The organism is Streptomyces sp. NPDC041129, from assembly GCF_055592265.1.
On the sequence record NZ_JBVIYV010000013.1, the window covers coordinates 118582 to 136964 of the forward strand.

The following is an 18383-nucleotide window of genomic DNA, read 5'->3' on the forward strand; positions in this document are numbered from 1 at the left end:
CGGCATGCCTTGGCCGACATCGGCCGAAACGGTGGCCGGGTACCGCGCGGTCAGACCTCGGGACGGAGCATCGGCGGGTTGAGCAGGGTGGCGCCTCCGGCCCGGAAGAGCTGGGCCGGCCGACCGCCCTGGCGGGTCGTGGTGCCGCCGGTGGGGACGAGGAATCCCGGCGTCCCGGTGACCTTGCGATGGAAGTTGCGCGGATCGAGGGCGACCCCCCACACGGCCTCGTAGACCCGCCGCAGCTCCCCCACGGTGAACTCGGGCGTACAGAACGCGGTGGCCAGCGAGGAGTACTCGATTTTGGAACGGGCCCGCTCGACCCCGTCGGCGAGGATCTGGGCGTGATCGAAGGCGAGCGGTGCCACGGGTTCGCCGTCGCGACCGTATCCGCCCTGCTGGAGCAGTTCCTCGACCGGCGCCCAGCGCGCGTTGCTCGCGTCGCCGCCCGCACGGGGCGCGGGCAGATCCGGGGCGAGCGCGAGGTGGGCGACACTGACGACGCGCATCCGGGGGTCCCGCTTCGGGTCGCCGTAGGTGGCGAGCTGTTCGAGATGGGCGCCGTGGTCCTGGGCCGGAGCCGCGGGGTCGTGAGCGCGCAGCCCGGTCTCCTCGGCCAGCTCCCGCGCCGCCGCCTGGGAAAGGTCCTCGTCGGCCCGTACAAAACCGCCGGGCAGCGCCCACCGCCCCTGGAACGGCGGCTCACCCCTGCGCACCGCCAGCGCACACAGCGAATGGCGGCGCACGGTCAGCACGACCAGGTCCACGGTGACGGCGAAGGGCGGAAAGGCTGACGGGTCGTAGGGCATGCGGCGATCATAGTCGTCTGCCTGACGATAAACACTCCCTTCGCCGACCGCCCCTGCACCGGATCCACTTCGCTCCGGTATGCACGCGGGACGGGCTCCCGGTCCTCGTGCTGCCGGTGTCGCACGAGGTCAGCCTCCGGTTGTGGGCCCTGCGACGAGGGGGGCTTCCACCGCGCCCGGTACGACCGCACCCTCATCCGCCTCAGCCCCGGGCTCTCATCCGTCGCCCTCGTTCTCCCCGTGCCCACTGCCCGCCGCGGTGCCATGGGACCCGCCCTCACCGGCCCGCGCACGGGCGGCACCCGGCTTGGCGTTGCCCGGACGGGAAGATCCGGCGCCCGATGACTGAGGGCGGGAGCCGACCGGGCGCCGGAGGCCCTCGTCCCCGCGCGCCGGCCGGGCGGCGGCGCCTCCGCTCCCGGCGGCGCGGGTCCGGCGGCGGCGCCGCGGACCACCGGCCGGGACGCGTTCGGCACTGGGACCGCCGGGCCGTACGGTGCCCCCAGGGCCTTCGGCGGTGGTGGACGAAGGCTCAGCGGACGCGGCCTCGGTCGCCGGGGCGGCCTGCTGCACCGCCTCCGGCCCGACAGGCCGCTCACGTTCCGCGCGCAGACAGCGGCGGATCGACTCGGGATCCAGCCCCTCGTTGCAGGCCTGGTGCAGCAGCCGGGCGAACAGGTAGTCGGGGTCGGCGCCGAGGGCCATGGCGAGGGCCTCACGGGCCTCCAGTTCGTCACCGGACGACCAGGCCACCCAGCCCGCCAGAGTCAGCGGGGCGGCGGCGTGCTCGCCGTACGGACCCACACAGCGGCGGGCCAGCGCGCGCCAGAGCCTCAGGGCCGGACCGGCGTCCTCGCCCTCCATCCACGCGGCCGCGCGGTCGCGCGTCGTGCGGTCCTGGAGTCCGAGGACCAGCGTCGCCGCCTCGTCGTGCGCGAGCAGGTCGTCGTCACGGAGGTCCGCCTGGTGGGCGCCGGACACCGGCGCCGCCGCGGCGAACCGGCGGATGATCCGGTCGGCCAGCCCGAGGGTCTCCTCGGCCACGCACACGCGCTCGGCGTCATCCAGGATGCGGGGCACCAGGGACATGCCGGCCGCGTCCAGCGCGACCTCCTGTTCCAGGGCGGCGCCCGTCTCCCAGGGCAGCAGCCTGGCCCGCAGCTCGCGGAGCGTGCCGCGCACCTGGATCCCCGCGTAGGTGGCCGCGGCGGCCAGCACCGAGGTGCCGGGCAGGCCCATGGGGGTTCCTTCGTCGGGGCAGCACCCCTTGACCGGGCAGCAGTACGACCAGAACCGGCCGTCCGAGACACACAGCGCCTCGATCACCGGTACGTCGAGGCTGCCGCATTCGGTGCGCAGGAGCTGGGCGAGCGGTTCGAGCCGCTTCATGACGTCCCGGCCCGTCTCGTCCGGGTCCGGTTCCTGGCAGACGTAGGCGACCATCTGCTCGGGCCGGGTGCCACGTCGTTCGCTGCCGGCCACCAGACCCCGGGCCAGCTGCCGGGTGGCCTCCGGCCAGTCCTCCCGACTCGCCGGGATGCCCAGCCGGGCGCGGCCGCCGAACCTGCCCCGGCCCTCCCGGTCGTGCAGGGCGACCAGCACCATGCTGTCCTCGGGGCGGTAGCCGAGCAGGTAGGGCAGGGCGTCGGCCAGCTCGGCGGGAGTGCGCAAGGTGACCTGGGGATCGTGCGCGGACTGGTCGTTCGGTGGCCCGCCCAGCGGCTCGTCCCCCGTGAGGTCACCGTTTTCGAAGGGTCCGGTCGTTTCGCCGTGATTCGTCATGCGCCGACGATCTCGCGGATGCCGGGATTCCGCTTGAGCCTGTGGACAACTCGAATCAGGGACACGACAAGACACACGACTCGGCGACCGCCGATGTGGGCGCTTTTCCACAGCCCGAGTCACATGGATGCCCGCTCGCCCCCACTGTCCCGCCCGATTGTCAGTCCCGTCCTGTTGTATGGGACGCATGGAGCACACGAGCAACGCGGACCTCCGGGCGCAGGCCGACGCCGTCCTCGCCCGGCTCGTCGGAGACGCCACGTCAACGGCACGGCTGCGCGAGGACCAGTGGCGGGCGATCGAGGCGCTGGTCGCCGACCGGCGCCGGGCCCTGGTCGTGCAACGCACGGGCTGGGGGAAGTCCGCGGTGTATTTCGTGGCGACGTCGCTGCTGCGGGCCAGAGGCAGCGGGCCCACGGTGATCGTCTCCCCACTGCTCGCGCTCATGCGCAACCAGGTGGAGGCCGCGGCCCGTGCCGGCATCCACGCCCGGACCATCAACTCCGCCAACACCGAGGAGTGGGAGGGCGTCCAGGCCGAGATCGAGCGCGGCGAGGTCGACGTGCTGCTCGTCAGCCCGGAGCGGCTGAACAACCCCGACTTCCGTGACCAGGTTCTACCCAAGCTCTCCGCTGCGACCGGACTGCTCGTCGTGGACGAGGCCCACTGCATCTCCGACTGGGGTCACGACTTCCGCCCGGACTACCGCCGGCTGCGCACCATGCTGGGCGACCTCCCGCCCGGCGTCCCCGTGCTGGCCACCACCGCCACGGCCAACGCCCGCGTGACCGCCGACGTGGCCGAGCAGCTCGGCACCGGCGGCACCTCGAACGCCCTGGTGCTGCGGGGCCCGCTGGACCGGGAGAGCCTGAGCCTCAACGTGCTGCGGCTGCCGGACGCGGCGCACCGGATGGCCTGGCTCGCCGACCACCTAGACGATCTGCCGGGCTCCGGCATCATCTACACGCTCACCGTGGCGGCCGCCGAGGAGGTCACCGCGTTCCTGCGGCAGCGCGGTCACACCGTCGCCTCGTACACGGGCAGGACGGAGAACGCCGACCGGCAGCAGGCCGAGGACGATCTGCTCGCCAACCGGGTCAAGGCCCTGGTCGCCACGTCGGCGCTCGGCATGGGCTTCGACAAGCCGGACCTCGGGTTCGTGGTGCACCTCGGTTCGCCGTCGTCCCCCATCGCCTACTACCAGCAGGTCGGCCGCGCGGGCCGTGGCGTGGAGCACGCCGAGGTGCTGCTGCTTCCGGGCAAGGAGGACGAGGCCATCTGGCAGTACTTCGCCTCGCTGGCCTTCCCCTCCGAGGATCTCGTGCGCCGCACCCTGGACGTCCTCGCCCGGGCCGACGGACCGCTGTCCCTCCCGGCCCTGGAACCCCTGGTGGAACTGCGCCGGTCCCGGCTGGAGACGATGCTGAAGGTCCTCGACGTGGACGGAGCGGTGCGGCGGGTCAAGGGCGGCTGGATCGCGACCGGGCAGCCGTGGTCCTACGACACCGAGCGGTACGACTGGGTGGCCCGGCAGCGAGGGGCCGAGCAGCAGGCGATGCGCGAGTACGCGTCCACCACGACCTGCCGGATGGAGTTCCTGCAACGGCAGCTCGACGACGAGGGCGCCAAGCCCTGCGGCCGCTGCGACAACTGCGGGGGTCCGCGCTTCACCGCCGACACCACGACAGCGGCACTGGACGCCGCGCGCGTCGACCTCGGCCGTGCCGGGGTCGAGGTGGAACCCCGCCGCATGTGGCCGACCGGGCTCCCGGCGATCGGCATCAACCTCAAGGGCCGCATCGCGGCCGCCGAACAGACCGCACCGGGGCGGGCCCTGGGCCGGCTGTCGGACATCGGCTGGGGAAACCGGCTGCGGCCCCTGCTGGCATCCCAGGCCTCCGACGGGCCGGTGCCCGACGACGTGGCGCGAGCCGTGGTGGACGTACTGGCCGACTGGGCGAAGAGTCCGGGCGGGTGGACTTCGGGGGCGGAGGGCGCCCAGGCCCGGCCGGTGGGTGTGGTCACCATCGCCTCCCGCTCCCGGCCCGCGCTGATCACTTCCCTGGGCGCCCGCATCGCCGAGATCGGCCGGCTGCCGCTGCTCGGCTCCGTGGAGTACGCCGGGGACGCGCCCCGGGGGCCACGCAGCAACAGCGCCCAGCGGCTGAAGGCCCTCGACGGCTCCCTGACGCTGCCATCGGCCCTCGCCTCCGCGCTCGCCGAGGCGCACGGTCCGGTCCTGCTGGTGGACGACTTCACCGAGACCGGCTGGACCCTCGCCGTCGCGGCACGCCTGCTCAGAAGGGCCGGCGCCGAAGGCGTGTTGCCCCTGGTGCTTGCCGTCCAGGGATGACCGCGCACCCGGCGAGCCGGGTCGGCACACCTCGCCAGGACACGAACGTGCCGCAACCGCGCGCCACAGGGGTCGTCAGCACCCCCCGTGGGTAGGGATATAAGCCACGCACCACCAGATAAGCGTCGGCGGCTCCAATTGCTCGTTGCCGCATCCAAGTTCGGCAGGAAGAATTGAAGTCCGCTCCCCGCACGGCTCGCCCATGATCCGTGGGCGTCGCCGCGGTGCGCGCTCCCCCAATCCGACCTCGCCCGCAGTGTGGGCGCGTAGCCGAAGGGAGGAACGTGACCTTCGGATTCGCCTCGTCCTCGGCGGCCTCCTTGTCGACGTCCGCGTCCGCCGCTTCCGCCAGTCGCCTGCTCGAGCCCGCGGAGTGGGCAGCCGCCGGAATCCCGCTGCTGCGCAACCCCCGTGAGGTCGTCGGCGGGCTGCACGCCCGTCATCGCCCCCGGCCGTCCATGGCGGTCGTTGCCGTCCTGGATCCGGAGGAACGCCTTTGCGCCAGCGCGTCGTTCATAGGGCGCCCCGCGCACGCCGACGGCTGGATGTTCCGCAACGCGCTGCTGGCCCAGCTGCGCCGGGTCATTCCGCACGACCTGCGCCGCCGCACCCCGGTGCGCACCGCCGTGCTGCTCTACTGCCGTGAGGGCGAGGCGCGTTGGACCGAGGAGGACGGCGCCTGGATGTGGGGGCTGCGTGACGCCTGCACGCTGCACGGGCTGCGCTGCGGGGCGTACATCACGCTGACCGGGGACGGCTGGCAGGTACTCGGTGAGGGACGGGGCGGGCGCCACCCGAACGCCCACTCGGAGCCTGAGTCCTTCGCCATGTCGCAGGCCCCGCCCCTGCCTCCCCGCACCGGTGGACCGATGTCCGAAGTCCTGCGCCGCGCCGCTGCCCGCTGAAACCGGCCCACACGAGGGCTGGGGGCTGAAGGCACGACCGGGGTACGGCGGCGCGGGTCGGCCATCGTGGCGCCACAACGGTGACTGGCAACGGCCACCGGCCCCGTGGGCAGCCCACAGCGCTGCTACGTGACCGGGAGGCTGCCGCCCGAGCCGCTGCTGCGGGCGCCCGCGAACGGGTCCGGCTCACCCGGGACGAACAGCCACTGCCGGTTTTCCGGCCATGCCGAAAGCCGCACCGTACGGATGTCGCCGGAGCGGCTCCGCGTCATGCCCGTCCCCGAGGGGACCGGACGTGCCTCAGACGCCCGCGCCCAGCACCGCGTTGATCTGCTGCGGGTCCCCGCAGACGATCAGCAGCGCGCCGGCCCGCGAGTGCGCGAGCGCAAGGGCGGTGGCGGCAGTCTCGGCGGAGTCGCCGTTGACGGCCACGACGACCACGGGCCGGGTCGCGGCACGGGAGGCGTGGACCGCGTCCGTGTAGAAGATGTCGTCACCGGCGTCTTGCTGCGCCCAGTAGGAGGCTTCTCCGAAGGACAACTCGTGCTCCGCCCACGGATGCTGGGAACCGGTGGTGATCACCAGCACCTCTCCGGGGGCGCGGCCCGAGTCCAGAAGCAGGTCCACTGCCTCTTCGGCGGCGTCGAGCGCGCCCTCGGCCGAGGCAGGGATCAGCTGGATCTGCGGAGTCGCCGGTGTGGCGGTCGGAGCCGTGGCAGCGGGAGCGGCCTGGCCCGACGGGGCCGGCTTGGCCGGAGCCGCGTCACGCGAAGCGCGCTGCACCGGCGGCGCGGGCCGCGGGGGGCCTGGACGACCGGGGCGGGACGGAGCCGCGGGACGGGGGCCGGGTACGGGGCGTGGGGTCGGCGCGGTGCGGGGACCCTGGGCACTCTCGTGAATCTGAGGCTCCTCGGGAATGAGAGGCATGAGCTGATTTTTATCAAACGTTGGTGCGGCACGGCTGGCCGGGTGGCACATCAGTGCGAGCGGAACCGTCAGAAGTCGAAGCCGAGCTGACCCTCGATCTCCGGAACGCTCCCGTCCGCCCAGCTACGGACCTTCTTGAGGTGCCGCCACTGGGGCAGCGCATCAAGATACGCCCACGACAAGCGGTGGTACGGGGTGGGCCCCCGCTCCTCCAGCGCCGCCTTGTGCACGGGCGACGGATACCCGGCGTTGTCCGCGAATCCGAAGTCTGCATGGTCGATGCCCAGTTCGGCCATCATTTTGTCGCGCTGAACCTTGGCGATCACCGACGCCGCAGCGACGGCCACGCAGGACCGGTCACCCTTGATGACCGTGCGCACCTGCCACGGGGCGCCGAGGTAGTCGTGCTTGCCGTCGAGGATCACCGCCTCCGGGCGGACCGGCAACAGGTCCAGGGCGCGGACGGCGGCGAGCCGCAGCGCGGCGGTCATCCCCAGGGCGTCGATCTCCTCGGGCGTCGCATGCCCCAGGGAATAGGCCGTGACCCACGAACGCAGTATCCCGGCCAGTTCCGTACGCCGTTTCACGGTCAGCAGCTTGGAGTCGGTCAGACCCTCGGGCGGCCGACGCAGTCCGGTGATCGCCGCACAGACGGTGACGGGACCGGCCCACGCCCCCCTCCCCACCTCGTCGACACCGGCAATGACCTTCGCTCCGGTCGTGGCGCGCAGGGAGCGCTCGACGGTGTGTGTAGGTGGTTCGTACGGCATGGCGCCCTTAGGTTACGCCGCCGGCAGGGCCGCGCGACACCCCGGCCCCCAGGACCGGACCGGGGGCGCCGATGGATCCGATCAGGACCCGTGCCGCCGCAGCAGCGGCATCATCAGCCGGTCGATCATCTCTTCGAGGTCCTGATCGCTCCATTCGCTGGCGCACATCTTGGATCGATACATCATCATGGCCGGGACCGCGTCGAAGACGTAACCGTTGTCGGCATCCGGGCGCACCTCTCCCCGTCCGATGCCACGGATGATGACTTCGCGGAGCTGCTCGATCATCGGCTCGACCACTCCCTCGAAGATCACGCCGTGGAAGCGTTCCACCTGCGCGGGGTCGCATTCGTGAATAACGGCACGCAGGGCGAAACCAGGTCGGGAGAACATGGCGTCCCGTGCGCGCCGGCACAGGGCCAGCAGATCCTCCCGGACGCTGCCGAGGTCGGGGGCTTCCTCGACGCGGGGCAGTCCGGCCTCGAGGGCATGGGCGACCAGATCCTCCTTGGAGGGCCAGCGGCGGTAGACCGCGGCCTTGCCGGTCTGGGCGCCGGCCGCGACGCCCTCCATCGTCAGGCCGTTCCAGCCGACCGTGCTGAGCTGCTCCAGGGCGGCATCCAGGATCGCGCGCTCGAGCACCGCGCCGCGCCGACGGGGGGAGGCCGCCTGAGCGGGAGCGGCCGTCCAGCGCGAGGTATCCATCTGTGTTTCTCCAGCGTGCAAGGGGAAGCGGGGGTTCCGGGGCGGGGCCACGTCACGTCGCAGCAAGGGGGACGCGACACGTGACGCGGAATTAAGTGAACGCTTGCGTTCACTGTCGGGGACTCACTACCGTTGACGCGAAAGTGAACGCAAGCGTTCACTAACGCCTTTGTGGGGGACCCATAGTGACAACCTCTCAGCTGCTCCAGGAACGGAAACCGGGTGCGGCCCGCCGGGACGGGCATCCCGGCGTCGCGCTCACCGTCATCGCGGCCTGCCAGCTCATGGTGGTACTCGACGCGACGATTGTGAACATCGCACTCCCGCACATTCAAGACGCTCTCAAGTTCAGTACCACCGATCTCACTTGGGTGGTCAGCGCCTACACGCTCACCTTCGGCGGTCTGCTGCTGCTCGGCGCACGGGCCGGCGACATCCTCGGCCGGCGCCGGGTGTTCATGGCCGGCATCCTGCTGTTCACCTTCGCTTCGCTGCTGGGCGGGCTCGCCCAGGAACCCTGGCAACTCCTCGCGGCGCGCGCCTTGCAGGGAGTGGGCGGCGCGATCGCCTCGCCCACCTCGCTCGCCCTGATCACCACCACCTTCCCCGAAGGCCCGGAACGCAACCGGGCCTTCGGCGTGTTCGCCGCCGTGTCCGCGGGCGGTGGTGCCATCGGCCTGCTCGCCGGCGGCATGCTGACCGACTGGCTCGACTGGCGGTGGGTGCTCTTCGTCAACGTGCCGATCGGCCTGCTGATCGCGTTCCTCGCCCCGCTGTACATCAGCGAGTCCGAGCGGCACCCGGGACGGTTCGACATCGCGGGTGCGCTCACGTCGACGGTCGGCATGGCCTCGCTGGTGTACGGGTTCATCCGCGCCTCGGAAGAGGGCTGGCGGGACGGTCTGACCTTGGGGTCCTTCGGCGCCGCGGTGGTGCTCCTGCTGGCCTTCGTCCTCACCGAGCTGCGGGCCAAGGAACCGATCACCCCGCTCAAGATGTTCGCCGACCGCAACCGCTCGGGCACGTACGTGATCATGCTGAGCCTCGCTGCGGCGATGTTCGGCATGTTCTTCTACATCGTGCTGTTCGTGCAGAACGTGCTCGGCTACAGCGCGATCAAGGCCGGTCTGGCCTTCCTCCCCGTGACCTTCGCGATCGCGGTCGGCGCGGGTCTGTCCCAGCGCTTCCTGCCCACGCTCGGCCCCAAGCCCTTCATGATGACCGGCTCGGCGCTCGTGGTGACCGGACTGGTCTGGCAGACCTTCATCACGCCCGACAGCTCCTACCTCGGCGGGGTACTGGGACCGATGCTGGTGTTCGGCTTCGGCATGGGCCTGAACTTCGTGACGGTCACCGTCACGGCCGTCTCCGGTGTGGCCCAGCACGAGGCGGGCGCTGCCTCCGGGCTGCTCAACGCCACCCAGCAGGTCGGTGGTTCGCTGGGTCTGTCCATCCTGACCACCGTCTTCGGCTCCGCGAGCACGGACGAGGCGAAGAAACAACTGCCGAAGTTCCTCGCCGACGGCACGCCCGAGCAGAAGGCGCAGTTCGCCAAGACGCACGAGTTGCCCGCGCCCTGGGGGCATGAGGTGCTCGCTCACGGGATCTCCGCGGCCTTCGTCCCGGCCGCCGCCATGGCTGTACTCGCGTTCCTCACCGCCTGGCTGGTGATCAGGGTACGCAAGAGCGATCTCGAAGCCCTCGCCGGCACGACGGGCCCGGGCATCGGCTGACCGACCCACGGCCGCGCGGAACCACGGCCGGCCGGACCGCAGCAGGGGGAACGGCATACGCTGCGGCCCGGCCGTCCGCACCACCCGTGCGGCCACGGCCATGAAGATCAGCGGGACGAGCACTGCCGGCACAGCGACAACGATCGCCATCACCCACCCCCCTCCCGCCCTTCACCTGCCAGAACCAGGCCTCGCCCTCATCGCCGCGGGCGACGGCTACCTGCAGAACGGAGGGTGGTCACACAGAGTTCCTGGTGGGTACGGAGAGTTTCTCTTTGCCCGTGGCCGGCTGACGAGCCGGGATCAGAACCCCGTCGGCATCCATTCAGGCAGTGCCTCGGTCCGCTCCACCCACCGCGCGGGCGGCGTGCCCGCCTTGCCGGAGCCGAGCACGCCGCCCACGATCGCGCAGGTCGTGTCCACGTCCCCGCCGACCTGGGCGGTCGTCCAGAACGCCGTCTCGAAGTCGGCCAGGGACCGCGCGGCGGACCAGAGGGCGAACGGAACGGTGTCGTGGGCCGATGTGCGGCGTCCGCAGCCCAGCACGGCCGCGACGGTGGCCGGATCGCCGTAGTCGAGCATGTCGCGGGCCCGGCGCAGGCCCGCCCCGACGGCGCTCTTCGGGATGAGTGCGATGACATCGTCGAGGAGTGCCTCGGGACCGGGCGGGCCGCCCGGCGACGCGGCCAGCGCGGCGGCCGCGGCGACGGCCATCGCGCCCACCACGGCCTCGCGGTGCTGGTGCGTGGGGTACGCCGAGATCTCCGCCTGGTGGGTCGCCTGCTCGGGGTCGTCGGCGTACCAGGCGCCCAGCGGCGCGATGCGCATCGCGGCGCCGTTGCCCCAGGACCCCTGTCCGTTGAAGAGAGCGGCCGCCAGTTCGCGCCAGTCCTCGCCCTCGCGGACGAGGCGGAGCAGCCTGTTGACGGCCGGGCCGTAGCCGCGGTCGAAGTCGTGGTGCTCGGCGAAGGAGCGGGCGAGCGCGTCCTGGTCGAGGCGGTGGTGGACGGCCAGGACGGCCACCACGGAGCAGGCCATCTCCGTGTCGTCGGTCCACTGCCAGGGGCCGGCGGGCAGCTCGCGGCGCTTGAGCAGGGGGTAGTTCGCCGGGACGAAGAACTGCGAGCCCAGCGCGTCTCCCACCGCCAGTCCGCGCAGGCTGGCCAGGGCGCGGTTCAGGCGCTCGAGAGAAGAGGAGTCAGCGGTCATCGGTCTGCCACTCTATCCGGAACCCCAGTGCGGCACCGGATCCCGCCACCGCTCGAAGGGCCGGTTCAGGGTGTACTTGCCGTCCTCACCGAGAACGAGCGTCCGCATCTCGGCGTTCCCGGGATTCGACAGCGACTCGAATTCCGCCACCGTCCAGTGGAACCAGCGCATGCAGAACAGCCGCATCGCGAGCCCGTGCGTCACCAGCAGCACGTTCGGTGGATGGTCCGGCGCCTCGAAGCTGCGGAACAGGCTCTCCAGGAAGCCGCCGACCCGGTCGTAGACGTCGGCGCCGGACTCGCCCTGCGGGAACCGGAAGAAGAAGTGGCCATAGGCGTCCCGGTACGCCTTCTGCAGGCGCACGTCGTCGCGATCCTGCCAGTTGCCCCAGTCCTGCTCGCGCAGCCTGGGCTCCTCCCGCACCCGTATGAGACTGGGGTCGAGATGGAAGGCGCGAAACGTCTCGTGGGTACGGCGGTAGGGGGAGACGTACACGCTCACGCGTTCCCGGCCGAAGAGCTCCCTGATCTTCTTTCCGGTCTCCTCGGCCTGTCTCCAGCCGCGCTCGGTCAGGGCGAGAGCGTGGTCGGGCTCCCGCTCGTACACGGAGTCATCAACATTGCCCGTTGACTCGCCGTGCCGGACAAGGACGATGCGCCGTGGTCGTGCCATGCCGAAACCCTAGATCGAACGAGGGACGGTGGAGCACTCGTACGGGCCCCATACGGCGTAGGTCACACGCATCCCGCGCATCGGGGCACTCATGGGCGCACGATCCCCGCGTCATCCCCACGCCGGATCTACCGACTGTCCGGGAACAGCGCTCCATCCTCGAGACGGCCGGTTCAGACCGTCCAGGACGGCTCCAGTTCCACGATGTCACCGGTCAGCGCCGCGATGTCCGCCTCCGTCTGGGCGCGCAGGGCGAGGCGCTCCACCCGCTCGGTGCGGTATTTGCCGTGTTCGGCCGCCGACCGCCACATGGACAGGATGAGGAACTCCTGCGCGGGTGCCTCGGCGAACATGCCCCGGATCATGCCGGGCGAGCCGGCCATGGCGGGGTTCCAGACCTTCTCCTGCATGAGGGTGAAGTGCTCCACACGCTCCTCGTGGACCCGGCACAGGGCGACGCGGACCAGGTCGGAGTCGGTGAACCGGGGCTCGAAGCCGGTTTTCACGTCGAACCGGTACTCGAACAGTTTGACCTGGGAGTCCTTGAACGTGCCGGACTGGGCGGCCGCCAGACGGTCGTGGGACCGAGCCATGAAGGAGTCGTAGAAGGCGCGGCTCTCCCAGAAGGCGAAGATGTGCGCCACTCCGGGCCGCTGCCGGCTCCAGCCTCCGCCCTGCCCCCGAAAACCCGGCTCCCCCGGAAGCCCCGCCCATTTCCGCTGCCCGCGCTCGAAGCCGCGGCGGTCCACCACGGTGCAGCGAATCCACTTGACCAGCACCGCGCCATCGTAAGGCCACCGGGCGTGGCGCCGGTCACGCTCCGGCTGAGATGGCCCGCGCACGCTCCCCCGCGCGCGTGACACGATGAGCAAACGGCCCTGACTCCGGGGCAGTTGACAGGTATGGCACTTCAAGGGGGTGGCGAAGCCCGGTGGCTGGCTTCAGCAAGGGAATCCGCAAGGTCCAGGTCGCGCTCAAGTGGGACCCCAGTCCGGCGGGCCGACCGCCAACCGATCTGGACATCATGGCGGGGCCGTTCGAGTCCGGCGACCCGTACGGGGCGCCGGCCTATCTGGTGCACTTCGACAGCCGTTCGCCGGACGGCACGATCTTCCTCAACCGGGACAGCACCGACGGCAGGGGCTTCGGCTGGGACGAGGTCATGACACTCGAGCTCGACCGGCTCGACGGCCGGTACGCGCGCGTGGTGGTCGGTGTGGTCATCCAGCAGCGGACCGGACACATGACCTTCTCCGACGTGCTCGGCCCGGCCATGCGCATCCGCGAGGGCTACACCGTGCTCGCCGAGGACGACTTCGCCTCGGTCCCCGAGGCCACGGCGGCCACGATCGGCGAGTTCCTGCGCGACGACTCCGGTGGATGGACGTTCCACCCCGGAGTCCACGGCTACGACGAGGATCCGGCGACCTTCACCCGTGTCATGGGCAGCAGGCCCCGCCCCTGACGCGGAGGCGCACAGGTAAGGGGCGCCGGCTATCGCCGGCGCCCCTTACCTCAGGAACCGCGTGTCATCAGCTGCAGCCGCTGGTCGAGCCGCAGCCCTCGCAGATGTAGCAGGAACCGGCCCGCTGCATCTTCGTCCCGCAGGAGAAGCACAGGGGGGCGTCGGCCTGGATGCCCAGCTGCATCTCCACCAGCTCGGCGCTGGTGTGCGCCTGCTTCGGGGCCGGCTTGGCCACCTCGGCCTCGGCCTTCGGCGTGGCGACGGCCTTCAGCTCCTGGGCGCGCGGCGCCGACTGGGCCAGGCCCTCAACGTCGACCTCGTCGTCGGCGGGCTCGTAGGATCCGGTCTCCAGGTGCCGCTGGCGCTCCTCGGCGGAGTGGATGCCGAGCGCGGAGCGCGTCTCGAAGGGCAGGAAGTCCAACGCCAGGCGGCGGAAGATGTAGTCGACGATCGACTGCGCCATCCGCACGTCCGGGTCGTCCGTCATACCGGCCGGCTCGAAGCGCATGTTGGTGAACTTCGAGACGTACGTCTCCAGGGGCACGCCGTACTGCAGACCCACGGAGACGGCGATGGAGAAGGCGTCCATCATGCCCGCCAGGGTCGAGCCCTGCTTGGACATCTTCAGGAAGACCTCACCGAGACCGTCGTCGGGGTAGGAGTTGGCGGTCATGTAGCCCTCGGCGCCGCCGACCGTGAAGGACGTGGTGATGCCGGGGCGGCCCTTGGGCAGACGCTTGCGGACCGGGCGGTACTCGACGATCTTCTCGACCGTCTCGCGGATGGCCGCTTCGGCCTTCTCCGTGACCTCGGCCTTCTCCTTCTCCTTGGTCTTGGCGGAGAGCGGCTGGCCGACCTTGCAGTTGTCGCGGTAGATGGCGAGCGCCTTGACGCCCAGCTTCCACGCCTCGTAGTAGATCTCCTCGACCTCCTCGACGGTCGCCGTCTCCGGCATGTTGACCGTCTTGGAGATGGCGCCGGAGATCCACGGCTGGATCGCCGCCATCATGCGGACGTGGCCCATCGGGGAGATGGCGCGCTCGCCCATGGCGCAGTCGAACACCTCGTAGTGCTCGGGCTTGAGGCCGGGAGCGTCGATCACGTTGCCGTTCTCGGCGATGTGGGCGACGATCGCCTCGATCTGCTCCTCCTGGTAACCCAGGCGGCGCAGGGCCTGCGGAACGGTGCCGTTGACGATCTGCATCGAGCCGCCGCCGACCAGCTTCTTGAACTTCACCAGCGCGAGGTCGGGCTCGACACCGGTGGTGTCGCAGGACATCGCCAGACCGATGGTGCCGGTCGGGGCGAGAACGGACGCCTGGGAGTTACGGAAACCGTTCTTCTCGCCGATGCGGACGACGTCCTGCCAGGCCTCCGTGGCGGCGGCCCAGACCGGGGTGTCAAGGTCGTCCATGCGGACGGCCCCGCCGTTGGCGTCGGCGTGCTGCTTCATGACGCGCTTGTGGGCGTCGGCGTTGCGGGCGTAGCCGTCGTACGGGCCCACTACGGCGGCCAGCTCGGCGGAGCGGCGGTAGGCCGTACCGGTCATCAGCGAGGTGATGGCACCGGCGAGGGCACGGCCGCCGTCGGAGTCGTAGGCGTGGCCGGTGGCCATCAGCAGGGCGCCGAGGTTGGCGTAGCCGATGCCGAGCTGGCGGAACGCGCGCGTGTTCTCGCCGATCTTCTGGGTCGGGAAGTCCGCGAAGCAGATCGAGATGTCCATCGCGGTGATGACCAGCTCGACGACCTTCTGGAAGCGCTCGGTCTCGAAGGACTGGTGGCCCTTGCCGTCGTCCTTCAGGAACTTCATCAGGTTCAGCGAGGCCAGGTTGCAGGACGTGTTGTCCAGGTGCATGTACTCGCTGCACGGGTTCGACGCGGTGATCCGGCCGGACTCGGGGCAGGTGTGCCAGTTGTTGATGGTGTCGTCGTACTGGATGCCCGGGTCGGCGCAGGCCCAGGCGGCCTCGGCGATCTTGCGGAAGAGCGCCTTGGCGTCGACCTCCTCGATGACCTCACCGGTCATACGGGCGCGCAGGCCGAACTTGCCGCTCGACTCGACCGCCGTCATGAACTCGTCGTTCACGCGGACCGAGTTGTTGGCGTTCTGGTACTGGACGGACGTGATGTCGTCGCCGCCCAGGTCCATGTCGAAGCCCGCGTCACGCAGGACGCGGATCTTCTCCTCCTCGCTGACCTTCGTCTGGATGAAGTCCTCGATGTCGGGGTGGTCGACGTCGAGCACGACCATCTTGGCGGCGCGGCGGGTGGCACCACCGGACTTGATGGTGCCGGCGGAGGCGTCGGCGCCACGCATGAAGGAGACGGGACCGGAGGCGTTGCCGCCGGAGGAGAGCAGCTCCTTGGAGGAGCGGATGCGGGAGAGGTTCAGGCCGGCGCCGGAGCCGCCCTTGAAGATCATGCCTTCTTCCTTGTACCAGTCGAGGATCGACTCCATGGAGTCGTCGACGGACAGGATGAAGCAGGCGGAGACCTGCTGGGGCTGCGGGGTGCCGACGTTGAACCAGACGGGGCTGTTGAAGCTGAAGATCTGGTGCAGGAGGGCGTAGGCCAGCTCGTGCTCGAAGATCTCGGCGTCGGCGGGCGAGGCGAAGTACTTGTGGTCCTCACCGGCCTTCCGGTACGTCTTCACGATGCGGTCGATCAGCTGCTTGAGGCTGACCTCGCGCTGCGGGGTGCCCACGGCACCGCGGAAGTACTTGCTGGTGACGATGTTGACCGCGTTCACCGACCAGAAGTCGGGGAACTCGACGCCACGCTGCTCGAAGTTGACCGAGCCGTCGCGCCAGTTGGTCATGACGACGTCACGGCGCTCCCAGGCCACCTCGTCGTACGGGTGTACGCCGGGGGTGGTGTGGATGCGCTCGATGTGCAGTCCCTTGTTACCCGCCTTGGCTCCCTTGGCTCGGGAACCTCGTGCCGGACCGCTCGCCGTCTCTGTCATGCCGCCTCCCTGTACGGGCGAAACGCCCTGAAGTGCCCCGATGTTCCCGTGGCACGGTGTTCTGTCTGGTGTCGCGGGCGCCCTCAACTGCACCCGCAACAGGTCTTCGGTCGCCGCCTTCCGATCCGGAACCCGGGCGTCCGTCCGGGTTCCGGCGCGCCGGTCAGTCGGCGGCGTGGGCGGGCACGGGGACCTCGGTGGCCCCTCCGGGCCCGCGTTCGTCTTCCTGGCTCCCCGCTCCCGCGTCCTCGTCGTCCGCGGCGCCTCGCGCCCTCCTCAGCTCCGCGATGGCGGCCTCGAAGTCGTCGAGCGAGTCGAAGGCCCGGTAGACAGAGGCGAATCGCAGATAGGCGACGAGGTCGAGTTCCTGCAACGGGCCGAGTATGGCCAGACCCACGTCGTGGGTGGTCAGCTCGGCACTTCCGGTGGCCCGCACGGCCTCCTCGACCCGCTGGCCGAGCTGGGCGAGCGCGTCCTCGGTGACGGGCCGCCCCTGGCATGCCTTGCGCACACCGTTGATGACCTTGGTGCGGCTGAACGGTTCGGTGACTCCGGACCGCTTCACCACCATGAGCGAGCAGGTCTCCACGGTCGTGAAACGACGGGAGCAGTCGGGGCACTGGCGGCGCCTGCGGATCGACGTGCCGTCGTCGGTCGTACGGCTGTCGACCACGCGGCTGTCGGGGTGCCTGCAGAAGGGGCAGTGCATGATCTCCAACCCTTCTCACAGCAGACTCAATGACCCCGCTGGACCACATGGGCCCCTCGAAGCAGCCCTAAGCATAGGCGATCGCGGAGCCATCCCAGACCCGGGGGACCACAACTTGTGGGCTGCGGTAAGCATCCAACCACTAGATGTAGGGCTTGGCCCATACAACGAGGCGGTCACGCGTGTCGCCACGCAGAAGCAGGCCCCGGATACCCGCTGGCGGCATTTCCGAACACGCGGGCGCAGGGACGTATCGATCCTGCGGTTACGGAGATACCGTGGGCGCCGCACGGAGACCGCGTGGGACTCCGGCGCAGAAGGGAGCCCGGATCCGGGTGGACCGGGTTCCGGATGGCAGACTGAGGGCACAACCCGCAAGGTCGCCATTCCCGGCGGTGAAGAGTACAGCAATGGGCGCTTTTGCCCGCCAAGTGCCACGTTAGCCATACACCCAGACACATGATCGCGTCAGGCGAATCGCACTTTTTCACTCGAACGTGTGTTTGGCGCAACCTTTCGAAAGCAACTACCGTTGTCCAGCAGGGAGACCATCGAGAGGGGCCGACGTGACCACCACCGCAGACAGTGCCACCATCACTGCCCAGGACCGCTCCATGGGCCGAGTCGAGCCGGTACATGCGATGAACGAAGCCACGAATCCCGAGGGGCACAAGCGCTCCCTTCCTGGCCGACCTCCAGGTATCCGGGCGGACAGCTCCGGGCTCACCGACCGGCAGCGCCGGGTGATCGAGGTCATCAGGGATTCGGTGCAGCGACGCGGATATCCGCCGTCCATGCGCGAGATCGGCCAGGCCGTCGGGCTCTCCAGCACGTCCTCGGTGGCGCACCAGCTGATGGCTCTGGAGCGCAAGGGATTCCTGCGCCGCGACCCCCACCGCCCGCGCGCGTACGAGGTGCGCGGCTCCGACCAGGCCGTGACGGTGCAGCCCACCGACACCGCCGGCAAGCCCGCCGCGTCCTATGTCCCGCTGGTCGGCCGTATCGCCGCCGGTGGACCGATCCTCGCCGAGGAGTCGGTCGAGGACGTGTTCCCGCTGCCCCGCCAGCTCGTCGGCGACGGTGAGCTGTTCGTCCTCAAGGTCGTCGGCGACTCCATGATCGAGGCCGCGATCTGCGACGGCGACTGGGTCACCGTCCGCCGCCAGCCGGTCGCCGAGAACGGCGACATCGTCGCGGCGATGCTCGACGGCGAAGCCACCGTCAAGCGCTTCAAGCGCGAGGACGGCCACGTCTGGCTCCTGCCGCACAACGCGGCCTACGAACCGATCCCCGGCGACGACGCGACCATTCTGGGCAAGGTCGTCGCTGTGCTGCGGCGCGTGTGACGGCCGTGGCGGGCGGGCCGGACGGCTCGTCCC

At 70.4% G+C, this 18383-nt stretch carries 14 protein-coding genes and 1 pseudogene; 5 read left to right on the plus strand and 10 right to left on the minus strand.

Going from position 1 to position 18383, the window contains the following annotated elements:
- Positions 1-50: 50 nt before the first annotated feature.
- Both ACZ6B1_RS31890 and ACZ6B1_RS31895 read right to left on the minus strand, forming a co-directional pair.
- Complete coding sequence (locus tag ACZ6B1_RS31890; protein ID WP_468784103.1) at positions 51-809, minus strand: NUDIX hydrolase; 759 nt, start codon at positions 807-809, stop codon at positions 51-53.
- 216 nt (positions 810-1025) lie between these two features.
- Positions 1026-2591 (minus strand): DUF4192 domain-containing protein, encoded by a 1566-nt coding sequence (locus tag ACZ6B1_RS31895; RefSeq protein ID WP_468784104.1) that lies wholly within the window; start codon positions 2589-2591, stop codon positions 1026-1028.
- A 187-nt stretch (positions 2592-2778) separates the two neighbouring features.
- Here ACZ6B1_RS31895 and ACZ6B1_RS31900 point away from each other — a divergent pair, with 187 nt between their 5' ends.
- Both ACZ6B1_RS31900 and ACZ6B1_RS31905 read left to right on the plus strand, forming a co-directional pair.
- On the plus strand, positions 2779-4944 hold the full coding sequence (locus ACZ6B1_RS31900; protein WP_468784106.1) for a RecQ family ATP-dependent DNA helicase: 2166 nt from the start codon (positions 2779-2781) through the stop codon (positions 4942-4944).
- Positions 4945-5228: 284 nt separating this feature from the next.
- Entirely contained in the window at positions 5229-5849 is a 621-nt protein-coding gene (locus ACZ6B1_RS31905; protein WP_468784108.1) for a hypothetical protein, read from the plus strand.
- A gap of 300 nt (positions 5850-6149) precedes the next feature.
- Here the strand turns inward: ACZ6B1_RS31905 and ACZ6B1_RS31910 are convergent, their stop codons facing one another.
- The 3 genes from ACZ6B1_RS31910 to ACZ6B1_RS31920 form a co-directional block, all read right to left on the minus strand.
- Complete coding sequence (locus ACZ6B1_RS31910) at positions 6150-6776, minus strand: hypothetical protein (protein WP_468784109.1); 627 nt, start codon at positions 6774-6776, stop codon at positions 6150-6152.
- A gap of 68 nt (positions 6777-6844) precedes the next feature.
- On the minus strand, positions 6845-7546 hold the full coding sequence (locus ACZ6B1_RS31915) for a ribonuclease HII (protein WP_468784111.1): 702 nt from the start codon (positions 7544-7546) through the stop codon (positions 6845-6847).
- 81 nt (positions 7547-7627) lie between these two features.
- On the minus strand, positions 7628-8251 hold the full coding sequence (locus tag ACZ6B1_RS31920; RefSeq protein WP_468784113.1) for a TetR/AcrR family transcriptional regulator: 624 nt from the start codon (positions 8249-8251) through the stop codon (positions 7628-7630).
- Between the two features lie 185 nt (positions 8252-8436).
- Between ACZ6B1_RS31920 and ACZ6B1_RS31925 the strand changes: the two genes are divergently transcribed.
- Positions 8437-9984, plus strand: a complete 1548-nt coding sequence (locus ACZ6B1_RS31925) for an MFS transporter (protein WP_468784115.1) — start codon at positions 8437-8439, stop codon at positions 9982-9984.
- A gap of 303 nt (positions 9985-10287) precedes the next feature.
- Here the strand turns inward: ACZ6B1_RS31925 and ACZ6B1_RS31930 are convergent, their stop codons facing one another.
- The 3 genes from ACZ6B1_RS31930 to ACZ6B1_RS31940 all read right to left on the minus strand — a co-directional run bounded on the left by ACZ6B1_RS31930 (position 10288) and on the right by ACZ6B1_RS31940 (position 12644).
- Entirely contained in the window at positions 10288-11193 is a 906-nt protein-coding gene (locus ACZ6B1_RS31930; protein WP_468784117.1) for an ADP-ribosylglycohydrolase family protein, read from the minus strand.
- A 12-nt stretch (positions 11194-11205) separates the two neighbouring features.
- On the minus strand, positions 11206-11865 hold the full coding sequence (locus ACZ6B1_RS31935; RefSeq protein WP_468784119.1) for a histidine phosphatase family protein: 660 nt from the start codon (positions 11863-11865) through the stop codon (positions 11206-11208).
- Between the two features lie 173 nt (positions 11866-12038).
- Entirely contained in the window at positions 12039-12644 is a 606-nt protein-coding gene (locus ACZ6B1_RS31940; RefSeq protein WP_468784121.1) for a YdbC family protein, read from the minus strand.
- A gap of 95 nt (positions 12645-12739) precedes the next feature.
- On the opposite strand from ACZ6B1_RS31940, the pseudogene ACZ6B1_RS31945 reads away from it, so the two are divergent.
- A pseudogene (locus tag ACZ6B1_RS31945) lies at positions 12740-13330 on the plus strand (TerD family protein); the annotation flags it as partial.
- A gap of 67 nt (positions 13331-13397) precedes the next feature.
- Here ACZ6B1_RS31945 and ACZ6B1_RS31950 read toward each other — a convergent pair.
- Together ACZ6B1_RS31950 and nrdR are read right to left on the minus strand one after the other, a co-directional pair.
- On the minus strand, positions 13398-16295 hold the full coding sequence (locus ACZ6B1_RS31950) for a vitamin B12-dependent ribonucleotide reductase (RefSeq protein ID WP_468784123.1): 2898 nt from the start codon (positions 16293-16295) through the stop codon (positions 13398-13400).
- A gap of 163 nt (positions 16296-16458) precedes the next feature.
- Positions 16459-17004 carry a transcriptional regulator NrdR gene (gene nrdR / locus ACZ6B1_RS31955; RefSeq protein WP_468784125.1) on the minus strand — a complete coding sequence of 182 codons (546 nt, stop codon included), beginning with the start codon at positions 17002-17004 and terminating at the stop codon, positions 16459-16461.
- Positions 17005-17570: 566 nt separating this feature from the next.
- On the opposite strand from nrdR, the gene lexA reads away from it, so the two are divergent.
- The gene (lexA, locus tag ACZ6B1_RS31960; protein WP_014675455.1) at positions 17571-18350 is read left to right on the plus strand and encodes a transcriptional repressor LexA; all 780 of its coding nucleotides are present in this window, start codon (positions 17571-17573) and stop codon (positions 18348-18350) included.
- Positions 18351-18383: the final 33 nt, after the last annotated feature.